The organism is Dysgonomonas sp. HDW5B, from assembly GCF_011299335.1.
Taxonomy (GTDB): domain Bacteria; phylum Bacteroidota; class Bacteroidia; order Bacteroidales; family Dysgonomonadaceae; genus Dysgonomonas_A.
The window spans coordinates 1,237,296-1,250,168 of sequence record NZ_CP049858.1 but is presented as its reverse complement, the minus strand read 5'-3'; the positions used below and the strand labels follow the sequence as shown (position 1 = coordinate 1,250,168).

General features: G+C 36.5%; 11 protein-coding genes. 10 read left to right on the top strand and 1 reads right to left on the bottom strand.

The genetic code is table 11. The features are described 5' to 3' along the window. Positions 1-2: 2 nt before the first annotated feature. The 4 genes from G7051_RS05105 to G7051_RS18420 all read left to right on the top strand — a co-directional run bounded on the left by G7051_RS05105 (position 3) and on the right by G7051_RS18420 (position 5,587). Positions 3-1,388, top strand: a complete 1,386-nt coding sequence (locus G7051_RS05105) for a S41 family peptidase (protein WP_166198911.1) — start codon at positions 3-5, stop codon at positions 1,386-1,388. A 205-nt stretch (positions 1,389-1,593) separates the two neighbouring features. Next, entirely contained in the window at positions 1,594-4,038 is a 2,445-nt protein-coding gene (thrA, locus tag G7051_RS05100) for a bifunctional aspartate kinase/homoserine dehydrogenase I (RefSeq protein WP_166198910.1), read from the top strand. 110 nt (positions 4,039-4,148) lie between these two features. Then, positions 4,149-5,291: a carboxynorspermidine decarboxylase gene (gene nspC / locus G7051_RS05095; RefSeq protein WP_166198909.1), complete on the top strand. Its 1,143-nt coding sequence runs from the start codon at positions 4,149-4,151 to the stop codon at positions 5,289-5,291. Positions 5,292-5,311: 20 nt separating this feature from the next. Beyond that, complete coding sequence (locus tag G7051_RS18420; RefSeq protein WP_166198908.1) at positions 5,312-5,587, top strand: DUF1294 domain-containing protein; 276 nt, start codon at positions 5,312-5,314, stop codon at positions 5,585-5,587. Positions 5,588-5,678: 91 nt separating this feature from the next. Here G7051_RS18420 and G7051_RS05085 read toward each other — a convergent pair whose 3' ends face one another. Beyond that, positions 5,679-6,500, bottom strand: a complete 822-nt coding sequence (locus G7051_RS05085) for an RsiV family protein (RefSeq protein ID WP_166198907.1) — start codon at positions 6,498-6,500, stop codon at positions 5,679-5,681. A gap of 142 nt (positions 6,501-6,642) precedes the next feature. Between G7051_RS05085 and G7051_RS05080 the strand changes: the two genes are divergently transcribed. From G7051_RS05080 to glmM, 6 genes are all read left to right on the top strand, one after another. Then, the gene (locus G7051_RS05080; protein ID WP_166112041.1) at positions 6,643-6,810 is read left to right on the top strand and encodes a hypothetical protein; all 168 of its coding nucleotides are present in this window, start codon (positions 6,643-6,645) and stop codon (positions 6,808-6,810) included. 137 nt (positions 6,811-6,947) lie between these two features. After that, positions 6,948-7,598 carry a ribulose-phosphate 3-epimerase gene (rpe, locus tag G7051_RS05075; RefSeq protein WP_166112038.1) on the top strand — a complete coding sequence of 217 codons (651 nt, stop codon included), beginning with the start codon at positions 6,948-6,950 and terminating at the stop codon, positions 7,596-7,598. 21 nt (positions 7,599-7,619) lie between these two features. Continuing rightward, complete coding sequence (locus G7051_RS05070) at positions 7,620-9,575, top strand: ComEC/Rec2 family competence protein (protein WP_166198906.1); 1,956 nt, start codon at positions 7,620-7,622, stop codon at positions 9,573-9,575. A 204-nt stretch (positions 9,576-9,779) separates the two neighbouring features. Continuing rightward, positions 9,780-10,832 (top strand): bifunctional oligoribonuclease/PAP phosphatase NrnA, encoded by a 1,053-nt coding sequence (locus G7051_RS05065; RefSeq protein WP_166198905.1) that lies wholly within the window; start codon positions 9,780-9,782, stop codon positions 10,830-10,832. Then, positions 10,829-11,410, top strand: a complete 582-nt coding sequence (locus G7051_RS05060) for a DUF4827 domain-containing protein (RefSeq protein WP_166198904.1) — start codon at positions 10,829-10,831, stop codon at positions 11,408-11,410. Before G7051_RS05065 ends, G7051_RS05060 begins: the two co-directional genes overlap by 4 nt. Positions 11,411-11,433: 23 nt before the next feature. Beyond that, positions 11,434-12,819, top strand: coding sequence for a phosphoglucosamine mutase (gene glmM / locus G7051_RS05055; RefSeq protein WP_166198903.1), 1,386 nt, complete (start codon positions 11,434-11,436; stop codon positions 12,817-12,819). Positions 12,820-12,873 lie beyond the last annotated feature (54 nt).

Below are 12,873 nucleotides of genomic sequence, written 5' to 3'. Positions count from 1 at the left end.
ATATGAAAAAAAGACTTTTTACAATACTGACTATTGTTTTAGGTACTATGTTTATGGTATCTTGTGGTGGTAATGATAATCCGGTTACCCCTGTGGATACCACCACCAACGAGCAGATACTTACGGTTATGAAAAATAACTACCTCTGGACTCCTAATAACGTCGCTTTAAACCAAGAAACTACGGCTTTTTTTAGATCGTTGTTAAGTGCGAATGATGTTTACACTGACGGAGGAAATAAATATAATTATTCAAGAATTTCATCAACAAGCGAACCGGCTGTAACAGTATATGATCCGGGATTTGAGTACGCAATTAACAATTATATCAGTGGGGTAACCTATTATGTGGTTTTATACGTAAAGCCTAATACCCCAGCGAAAGACTTTATGGCACGTGGATTGTATATCACAAAAGTAAATGGAACTGCTGTTACTGCAGCTAATGCATCTACTTTATTGGCAAGTGCATATAGTAAAGGTGAGAAAATAACATTATCTATAAGAACCCCTATGATTACAGAGGAGAGATCTGTGTCATTTTCGCCTGTAGCAAACTATGTGGAAGCCCCGATGCATACGTCTAGTATTTTGACTGTGGGATCTAAGAAGGTTGGTTATATTGCCTACAATAATTTTTCAGCAGGAGCAAATTATGCTTATGACAACAGCTTAGCAGCTAAGTTGACCGAGTTCAAAGATAAGGGAGTAACTGATCTTGTATTTGATGTACGCTATAATTCAGGAGGAAGTCTTAGCGGAGTTCAGGCATTAGGTAGTGCTTTGGTAAAAGGTCGTGATATAAATAAGGCTTTTATTCAGCAAGTATATCGTCCTGACCTACCAACACCTGTTAGACCATTAAACTTTCAAAATAAGACTGCCGACGGTAAGGGAGTTGCTATTCCTACATTAGGAGATCAATTGGGTAAGATATATATAATAACAGGACAAACAACAGCGGGTGCTTCAGAGGCATTAATCAATGCCATTAAAGCATATAGAGCAAATGATGTTGTACTTGTTGGAGAGAAAACGAAAGGGCGTAATATTGCAACTGCAAGAACTACCGAAAAAGAAACGGGTGCTAAATGGAATTTGACTTTGGCATATTTGTATATGGCTGACGTTAATAAGAACTATAACTACACAGCAGGTTTTGCTCCTAATACTCCAATTCAGGAAGTTAAAGTTGCTGCGGAAAAGAAGATACTTTTAGGAGAGCTGGGTACTGCTGATGAAGTTATCCTTTCTCAAATATTAGCAACTATAGGCGGTGCAAAATCAACGCTATCTGTAGAAACAAGATCGACCGGATTTGAAAGAGAACTTAAAACATCTTTATCAAACAGAATCGGAGCTAATGAAACTATGGTAGATCTACAATAATAAGAATATAGGATCGTAAAATAGAAAAGTGATGGAATCTAAACTGATTCCATCACTTTTTGTATTTAAGCGTGTATCATTTTCTTAATTTTGTAAACAAAGATTAAATCTTTATATTTGTAGGTTAACGTCATACATAAAATGACAATAAAAAAGGTTTGAGACCTTCGAACGAAAAGCAATAAATTTTAGACCCGACATAGCTATGAAAGTAATGAAATTTGGCGGAACCTCTCTAGGATCGGCTCAAAATATACTAAATGTAAAAAAGATAATAGATGCCGAAAAAGGCTCTTTGGTTATTGTAGCGTCTGCGTTTGGAGGAATAACGGACAAATTGATGGCAACCTCATTGCTTGCTGCCGATGGGAATGCCGATTATGAATTGAGCTTTAAGGGAATTATTGATACTCATCTTTCGATAATAGAAGGTTTGAATTTTGACAAGAAAACAGAATCCGACCTTTTATCTAAAATCAATGTATTGTTAGACGAACTTAGCAATATATTTAAAGGTGTTTATTTAATAAATGACCTTTCGCAACGTACGTCTGATAAAATTGTAAGTTATGGCGAGAGATTATCGTCTCTTATTGTAAGTTATGTATTAAGTGATTTCGAGCATCTGGATGCTATTCAATTAATAAAGACTAATTCGGCTTTCGGAAAACATACTCCTGATATCGAATTGTCAAGCTCTCTGATTAAAAATGCTTTTGCAACATCGTCTGGAAAAGTATTGGTGGCAGGTTTTATTTCTGCCTGTAAATCGAGAAATGAGATTACCAATCTGGGAAGAGGCGGTTCGGATTACACTGCAGCCATATTCGCTTCGGCTTTAGATGCCGATGTCTTAGAAATATGGACAGATGTAGATGGCTTTATGTCGGCTGATCCGAAAGTAATCAGCGGAGCGTATGTGATAGAGCATTTGACTTTTACGGAAGCTACCGAGCTTTGCAACTTTGGGGCAAAGGTTATATACCCACCTACAATATTCCCTGTTTACCATAAGAATATTCCTATTCGTATCAAGAATACGTTTCACCCCGAATTGCCCGGAACTTTTATTTCCCACGATGGGGGAGAAAACAAACGCAAGGCTCTGATAAAAGGTATTTCATCCATAGATGATACTTGTTTGCTTACCGTTCAAGGGTTGGGTATGGTTGGTATTATTGGGGTCAATTACCGAATATTCCGTGCCTTGGCTAAAAATGCTATCAGTGTGTTTTTGGTCTCTCAGGCTTCATCCGAAAACAGTACCTCGATAGGGGTTCGTTCGGTAGATGCCGATTTGGCAGCGAGTGTATTGGAAGAGGAGTTTGCAAATGAAATATCTCTGGGTAGTATCAATAGGGTTCAGTTGGAGCGTGACTTGGCAACAGTATCTATTGTTGGAGAGAATATGAAATATACTCCCGGTATTGCCGGAAAACTATTCGAAACATTGGGCAAAAGTGGTATCAGCGTAGTTGCCTGTGCTCAGGGAGCTTCGGAAGTAAATATCTCTTTTGTTATCAAAAATAAATATTTGAGAAAGGCGTTGAACTCGATTCACGATTCGTTTTTCTTATCAGAATATAAAGTATTGAATCTTTTTATTGTTGGAGGTACGGGGATTGTCGGTGGTCATTTGATAGAACAGATCAAAAAGCAACAGCCGAAATTAAAGCAACAGTATTCTCTAAAGTTAAATGTGGCAGGTATTGCCAACGGGCGTAAGGCTTTGTTTTGCAGAGAAGGTATTGATCTGGATAATTACAGAGAGCTTCTCCACAAAGACGGTATTGCAAGTTCTCCCAGTATATTACAAGACAAAATTTTGGATATGAATATATTCAATGCTGTTTTTGTCGATTGTACAGCCAGTGAACAAGTTGCTTCGTTGTATGACGGATTGTTGGCCAATAATGTTTCGGTAGTTACTGCCAATAAGATTGCTGCTTCGTCGGCTTACGACAATTATTTGAAATTGAAAAATACAGCTCGTGAGCGTAACGTGAAGTTTTTGTTTGAAACGAATGTGGGGGCAGGGCTTCCCATTATTAATACAATGAATTCGCTTACTAATTCGGGTGATAAAATCATCAAGATTGAAGCCGTATTGTCGGGAACACTTAACTTTATATTCAATACTATAAGTAAAGATATTCCATTTAGTAAAGCTGTGCAGATGGCAAAGGAGGCAGGATATGCTGAACCCGATCCACGTGTTGATTTATGCGGGCAGGATGTAATCCGTAAATTGGTTATTCTTAGTCGCGAAGCCGGATATAAAGTCGAGCAAAAAGATGTGAAAGTAAAACTATTTGTTCCTCAGAAATATTTTGATGGTACGCTCGATGAGTTTTGGGGTAGTATCGCTGAAGTTGACAAAGGCTTTGAGGACCGCCGTCAAAATTTGGAAGTCGAAGGAAAGCACCTTCGTTTCGTAGCCAAATACGAAAATGGCGAATGTGAAGTAGGCTTACAGGAAGTTGATATGAGCCATCCGTTTTATGAACTGGAAGGCAGCAACAATATAATTCAGATTACAACCGAGCGTTACAATGAGTATCCGATGATTATAAAAGGATATGGTGCGGGAGCAAGTGTAACTGCGGCAGGTGTATTTTCGGATATTATCAGTATTGCCAATGTGAGATAAGGTCTGAGTTTTAGACCTCCTGAATAACTCAAAATTGTTTTATCCGATCAAAAGGATAAAGCAATTTTTTTATTAATATCTTTGTATATTCAAATAAGGACGTAAAAAAGATGATAGAAATACATAAAGTACCTTCTCCATGTTTTGTGATGGAAGAAGATTTGTTACGAAAAAACTTATCGTTGATAAAATCGGTAAAAGATCGTACCGGTGTTAATATTATATTGGCGTTTAAGGCTTTTGCCATGTGGAAATCTTTCCCTATTATCCGCGAATATGTACCCTACTCGACAGCCAGTTCGGTGTTTGAGGCACAATTGGCTTTTGAGGAAATGAAAAGTCCTGCACATACCTTTTCACCTGCTTATACAAATGAGAATTTTCCTACATTCTTAAAATATAGCGATCATATAACCTTTAATTCGTTAACGCAATTTGAAAGGTTTTACCCTCAGGTTGTAGCGGATGGAAATAAGGTTTCGTGTGGAATTCGCATTAACCCGGAATATTCGGAGGTGGAAACCGATTTGTATAATCCATGTGCACCCGGATCACGTTTTGGAGTAACTCCCGAGGCTTTAGGGGATAAATTGCCCGAAGGTGTTGAAGGATTGCATTTTCATACACTATGCGAATCTTCTTCTTTTGATCTGGAGAAAACTCTAAATGTAGTAATTACTAAATTCGACAAATGGCTTAAGCAGGCTAAATGGTTGAATATGGGGGGGGGGCATCTGATGACCCGTGACGATTATGATGTAGAGCATCTGGTTGAATTGCTACTTTCTTTAAGAGAGAAATATCCACATCTCGAAATTATAATGGAACCCGGAAGTGCATTTGCTTGGCAAACAGGCGTGTTAGTGTCCTCTGTTATAGATGTAGTAGAAAATCAGGGAATAAAAACAGCTATTCTGGATGTTTCGTTTGCCTGTCATATGCCCGATTGCTTAGAGATGCCTTACAAGCCAAAGATACGAGGTGCATACCATGATCCTGTTGAAGGAAAACCAACATACCGGATGGGTGGTAACAGCTGCCTGAGCGGCGATTTTATGGGCGATTGGTCTTTTGATGAACCTTTAGCGATAGGAGATAAAATTGTATTTGAGGATATGATTCATTATACTATTGTGAAAACAACCATGTTTAATGGAATATCACATCCGGCTATCGCATTGTGGCGTCAGGATAACCAACTTGAAATATATAAGGAGTTTGATTATACGGATTATAAAAACAGAATGAGCTAAGGTCTCACATAATTAATATTATGTATATATTCTATTTCTTAATTATCTGGAATATCATCGTATTCTTTTTATACGGACTCGATAAACGTAAAGCAAAAGCTCATAAATATAGGATCAGCGAAAAAATACTAATCCTTAGTTCTTTTCTTTTTGGTGCAATAGGAGCAGTTTTGGGTATGAATATTTTTCGCCATAAGACAAAGCATGCGAAGTTTAAAATTTTAATACCTGTATCATTGCTGTTTAATTGTGTCTGCTTTTATTATTTTAGAGATTATCTTTTGATGAAATTCTAACTTAAAATAGAGAATCGACATTTGATATATGAAAAAAAGCCTTTGGATAACCAGATTATCCGAAGGCTTTTTTCGATTATATGGTTTAATCTTATTTTGTTCCTTCTTTAGTCTTTAAAGATATTATTGGTAAATATTCGCTCGTAATCATGTCTTTGATTTTAGCATATGGAAGAGTAATTTCTACTAATCCGTCGGAATAAGGAGCAACCTCATAACTATTATATACATATACAATACCTTGATTATTAAAGTAAAAATTGTCACTGGGTACAATTGATTCAGGATCAAGCAAGGTGATAGTATCTCCTTGAGAATTCAGGGTTTTAGCTAAATCTTCTTTAATATATTGAGTAAGCTTGTCCTGGCTTCCACTTTTAAATAGTTTATCTCCTTTTATTACAGATCCGTTGCGAGTATCGATATTGTAATAGGAGATATATTGTGAGCCGTGAGCCCCTCCCATATATTCATTGGTTTCGGTTCTGGCTGTAATAGTCATGTCGGTAGTGTCAAATACCGATGTTACAACATTTTTATAATAATCAGAAAGATCGCTTCGGTCTTTAATTGCTAATTTTGCAATATCAAGACTCTCGTTGATTGATCTGTTGGTAAGAGTGTCGAATGCACTTTGAGGGTTGAGGTTCTTGTAATCATCTCCAGCAAAAGCAGTTGCGAAGTGTGATTGTATAACAGAAAGGAGAGAATCATTTCCTATTTTAGAGGGATAATTAAATTCGAAGCTTAATTTTATACCTCCTTTTGTCGAGTCATTATCTAGAAAGACTTTCTTTTCAAGACTAAGCTTGTCAAACTTCCACTTTTCGGTTGCCGGCATGTTTGGTTGTGTCTTTTTACAAGAAGTGATTGCTATGATCACCATTAAGATAGCAAAACTAATCTTTTTCATAATTGAACAAATTTATATTTTATTAAGAACAAATTTAGCATAAAAACGCATGACGGACATAATAAGTTCAATTAACTAACGTTTATAAAATGTAATAAGTAGTAATAAAGGGAAATCAAAAGTATTTAAAAGGGGAAAGCCTATGGATGAGAAATCTACACAAGTAACAGGCGATGAAAAATTATTGGAAATGTTGACAGACGAACAGGGACCATCAGCAAAGACTTTGAGTTTTTTGAAGATGTTTGCGCATAGTTACTATGCCGATCCATCATTGCCGGAAGAGATCAGAGCTACATGTTTAAACTAAGTATTGTAGTAATGAATTAAAAATCTAAGAGATAACAGTCTTTCCTTCATTTAAAAGGAAAGACTGTTTTTTTATTATCTTTGTTTACAGCAAAGCATCTAAGGCAATGCTACGTTTCGAATCTATAAAATTGTATTATGAGTCATAAAATATCACCTTCGCTTCTTTCTGCCGATTTTTTGAATCTGCAAAAAGATATTGAAATGTTAAATAACAGTGAGGCCGATTGGTTGCATTGTGATGTAATGGATGGAGTGTTTGTTCCTAACATATCTTTTGGTTTTCCGGTATTGGAACGTGTTAAAGAAATAGCCAAGAAACCTCTGGATGTGCATTTGATGATTGTGCAACCCGAAAAATTTATTCAGCAGGTAAAAGATATAAATGCTTATATGATGACTGTGCATTATGAAGCGTGTACACACCTTCACCGTACAGTAGGAGCTATCCATGATGCAGGGATGAAAGCGGGAGTAACGCTAAATCCACATACACCGGTTGAATTTCTGGAAGATATTCTCGAGGATTTAGATATGGTTCTGATCATGTCTGTTAATCCGGGATTTGGAGGACAAAGATTTATTGAACGATCCTTATCTAAGGTATCGCGTTTAAAAAAAATGATACAAGAGCGCAATCTCTCTACTCTCATAGAAGTAGACGGAGGTGTGAATCTTGAAACAGGTAAACGCTTACTCGATGCAGGAGCCGATGTTCTTGTCGCAGGTAATGCAGTCTTTTCAGCACCGAATCCTACTCAGATGATCCATGAATTGAAAAATTTATAAGGTGCATCAATAAGTTGAGGTATGGAGAAAATTACGAAAGCTCCGTTTTTTAGACTGTTGTTACCTCTTCTTTTAGGTATTGTAATTCAATATTATTACCATATAGGAAAATGGAGTATAATTCCGATTGTCTTAGGACTCGGTATTATACTCTTTTCGTATTTTGTTCCAAAGTCTAAAATATTAGGTCACCAATTCCGATTTGGGTATGGCGTTTGTTTTATGTTGTTAGGTGTAGGAATTGTTTCGACTATGCTCAGGCAGCAAATGTCAGCCTTTACATTTCCTGATGTCAGTGAAACCTATACAGCCACTGTTGTCGATATACCTCAGGAAAAACCAAGCTCGTATGCTTACAAGGTTAAACTAAAAGATTTCAATAAGCAGATTGTTTGTTATTTTTCGAAAGAGGATAATTTAGAAGATTTAAAAGTGGGAGATACCTTTACTTTCTTTTCTCAAATACAAGCTTTCGAAAATAGAGGTAATCCCGATGAATTTGACTACGCCCGTTATATGTATAATAAAGGCTATTCGGGGATGACATTCGTCAGATCAGACAGGTGGCAGAAAGAACAAGTGTCCAATTCCGATTTATTTATTAAGGCAGCACAAAGTAGGCAATATATACTTCAATTATATAAATCGTTAGATCTGACTACGCAAGAGTATGGTATGCTTTCGGCTCTCACATTAGGATATACAGATGCCTTGTCTGATGAGACTGTAGAGTCTTTCAGGACTACGGGTGTCGCACATATTCTGGCAGTCAGTGGAATGCACGTGGGAATTATTTTTCTAGTTATTTCTTCTTTGTTGAGCTTTGTACACCGTCACTCAAAATACAATTGGATAAAGCAAATCATTATTATTCTTTTACTCTGGATCTATGTGTTTGTCATCGGTTTTCCACCTTCGGCACTTCGGGCTTGTCTTATGCTTACTGCCCTCTGTGTTGCTGCATTGTTCGGAAGCAAGAGCTATTCCTATAATACTTTATTTATGACGGCTTTTTTTATGCTTGTCTGGAATCCTCTGTGGTTGTTTGATATGGGTTTCCAGTTGAGTTTTCTTGCCGTATTATCTATGCTCCTTCTTATGCCTGTTTTGTCGGATACAATGCCTGTGAAAAATAGGTATGTAAGATATTTCCGTGATATATTCAATGTATCCTTATCCGTGCAAATAGGTATATTTCCTCTTTGCTTATATTACTTTGGTACGTTTCCTGTTTATTTTTTTATAACTAATTTGATTATTATTCCACTGATAACATTGGCTCTGTATGATGCAGTTCTTATCGTTTTCTTACAGGGGGTAGGAGTTTTTCTTCCTGCCGTTGCTACATATCTTCAGTATTTGCCGATTGGCTTATTTAAAATATTGGTAAAAGCAGCAACTTCCACTTCTTCATTTTTTGAGAATTTACCATACGCTTCGCTACAGAATTTAAAACCATCTATGGTAGGTTTGATTCTGTTATGGTTAATTATTATATCACTTATATCCTTTCTTTTGAAAAAGAAGCCCAAGGTTCTGATTGTATCATTGGTCTGTATTTTTGTTTTTATAGGTGTGAATTTCCGTACGATTATCAAAAATAAAGATACATTGGTGGTTTATAACAGACCGGAATCAACACAAGTTATATATCAAATAGGATATCATAAGGAGGAAATAACCGAAGTGAAAAACAATACGCTTATCTGGTTAAAGGGATCAAAATACCTGATAGTAACAAACGATACATGGAAAGGGAGATCCCCTAATCAAAAAATGAAAGTTGATTATCTTCATTTAGTTGAGAATAATTCATTATCATTATATTCTCTTAATCAGGTGTTTGAAATAGATAAAGTTATCCTTGACGGTTCTTTGTCAAAGAAAACTCTCCAAAGATTTGTGTTAGAATGTGAAAAATTACGAATTCCTTATTACGATGTATCGGATAATGGAGTTTTACGGATATTTTTTTAGTATTTTTGCACGATTGTGTTTTAACTAAGGTCATATGACCGATTTGCTATTAAATGATTGTAGTAAACACTGTTTGTTACAATTGCTTATTTAAAGTAACTGAAAGTATTTAATGATTGTTTTCTATGGATAACACTCTTTTCGACTTTTGTTTACCTCGGCAAAAAATAGCTCACAGAGCTTAATATATTTATTTTACTAAGAATGTTTACAAAAATAATAGATCAGGATAAGATAACTAAAGTAGCTGACCTAATTGATAAAGCGGACAAAGCTGTTATTGTGACTCATGTTTCTCCCGACGGCGATGCTATTGGTTCTTCTTTAGGATTATATCATTATCTGATCGATCAGGGTCTGGATGCTACTATAATCGTACCTAATGAGTTTCCGTATTTTCTAAAATGGTTAAAGGGTTCGAAAGATATTCTTATTTATGAGAAATATCCCGACTTCGCAGAAAAGCTAATCAGTGAAACTGATCTTATTTTCTGTTTAGACTTTAATGTCTTGAGCCGCATTAAGAATGTCGGACTGGCGGTTGAAGAATCTAAAGCGAAAAAGGTGTTGATTGATCATCACCCATACCCATCGGATTTTAGTGATGTTTGTATTTCTCATCCCGAAATATCGTCTACGAGCGAACTTGTTTTCAGATTGATCTGCCGCATGGGAGATTTTGAAATGATGAGTAAAGACTCGGCAGAGGCCATCTATATGGGAATGATGACCGATACAGGTGCATTTACATATAACTCAAACGATTCGCAAATATATTATATCATTGCTCAGCTTTTAAATAAAGGTATAGACAAAGATTATATATACTCTAAAGTATACCATAGCTACACGGCTGACCGATATCGTATGATGGGTCACATGCTGTCGGAGCGTATGAAAATATATGAAGAGTACGGAGCCGGTTTGATCTGGTTGGATAATGACGATCAGAAGAGATTCAACTCGCAAAAAGGAGATACTGAAGGCTTTGCTAATTTACCTCTGAATATAAGAGGCGTAACCTTTGCCGTATTTATGAGAGAAGACGATGATATGATAAAAATATCACTTCGTTCGCAAGGCGATTTTCCCTGTAATACATTTTCTGCACAATGTTTCAATGGAGGAGGTCATCTGAATGCTTCGGGTGGTGAATTCTATGGTTCATTAGTGGAGGCAATGGCACTTTTTGAAAATACCCTTCCTGAATATGCCGATTTATTGATAAATAATAAAAATAATCTAGAGAAAAAATGAGAAAAGTATTAGGACTGATTTGTTTTATTATCGGTTTATGCGTTGTCTTTGCTGCATGTAGCAGTAGTGAAACATATGCAGATAAATTGAAGAATGAGCGCAAAAATATTAGCCGTTTTATCAATGAACATAATATTGTTGTTTTGAATCAATATCCTGCCAGCGGTGTTTTTAAAGAAAATGAATACTTTAGAGATCCATTAACAGGTGTTTATATAAACGTAATAGATTCGGGTAATGGCAATAGAGCCAGTTCTTCGAAACGTTCGGAAGTGAATGTCCGATTTTGGGATGCCATGACATTGCCAACAGCCGATTCTGATACTATCAGTAATAATGTAGCAGGTTTGCAACCTATTTCATTAACCTATGGTATAGTAGCAACTTATTCCAGCAGTAATACAAATTCTCTTGATTATTATTACTTATCAACAGGAATAACCGCTCCATTGCAATACGTAGGTGAAAATGCAAGGGTCAGATTAATTGTTCCTTTTGCAACTGGTTCTACCTATCAATTAGCTGCATTTAAAGCTATGTATTATACTCAATTACAATATACACGAATTGTTAACTAATAATCTATAAAGTATTTATTGCTATGGCATTAATAAAATCAATCTCAGGTATCAGAGGTACTATCGGTGGACTTGCGGGCGAAGGACTGAATCCACTTGATGCTGTTAAATTTGTATCGGCTTATGCCACTTTTATTAAGAAAAATACAACATCTAAAAGTAATAAAATAGTTGTTGGACGTGATGCCCGTATCTCCGGAGCTATGATGGAACAAGTTGTAGTTGGAGCTCTTATGGGAATAGGTTTCGACGTTGTAAATATAGGTTTGGCAACAACACCGACAACCGAATTGGCTACTGCAATGGAAGGAGCTTGTGGCGGAATCATTTTAACTGCAAGTCATAATCCTCGTCAATGGAATGCTTTGAAATTGCTTAACCAAGACGGAGAGTTTTTGAATGCAGAAGAAGGAGCTGAAGTACTTCGAATAGCAGAGGCTGAAGAATTTATTTTCGCAGATGTTGATAATCTCGGAAAAGTAACAAATAAAGATTATTCAGATGCACATATTAAAGCAGTACTCGATCTTAAGTTGGTTGATGTTGCCGCTATTAAAGCTGCTAATTTTAAAGTGGCAATAGATTGTGTAAATTCAGTAGGAGGAATTGTTGTGCCTAAGTTGCTTAAAGCCTTAGGCGTAAATCATATAATAGAGCTTAACTGTGAGCCTACAGGCAATTTTGCTCATAACCCCGAGCCTTTAGCCGAAAATCTGACTGAAATTTCAGATTTGATGAAGTCAGGAAAAGCGGATGTTGGTATCGTTGTAGATCCCGATGTTGACCGTTTAGCTCTCGTAGACGAACAAGGTGAGATGTTTGGAGAAGAATATACATTGGTAGCTGTAGCCGATTATGTGTTGAAGCACACTCCCGGTAATACCGTTTCGAATTTAAGTTCGAGCCGTGCACTGCGTGATGTAACCAATCGTTACGGTATGCAGTACAATGCTGCTGCAGTAGGAGAGGTAAACGTGACTGCAAAGATGAAAGCAACCAATGCCGTAATTGGAGGCGAAGGCAATGGAGGAATAATATATCCTGCCAGCCACTACGGACGCGACTCTTTGGTAGGTATTGCATTGTTCCTGTCACATTTGGCACACGAAAAGAAAACCGTAAGTGAGTTGCGAGCAACTTATCCGGAATACTATATTGCAAAACAAAAGATCGAGTTAACTCCCGAAATAGATGTAGATGCTATATTGAAAGCGGTTAAAGAAAAATTCTCATCGTATGATGTAACCGATATCGATGGGGTGAAAATAGACTTTCCGGACAAATGGGTACATTTGCGAAAATCAAATACAGAACCTATTATCCGTATCTATTCGGAAGCTTCTACTATGGAAGATGCCGAAATCGCAGGAGCTGAGATTATTGAAATTATAAAATCACTGGCGAAATAGAATTTTAAAAAACGAAATAGAATCGGCTTGTGTCATTACAAAATGATGCAGGTC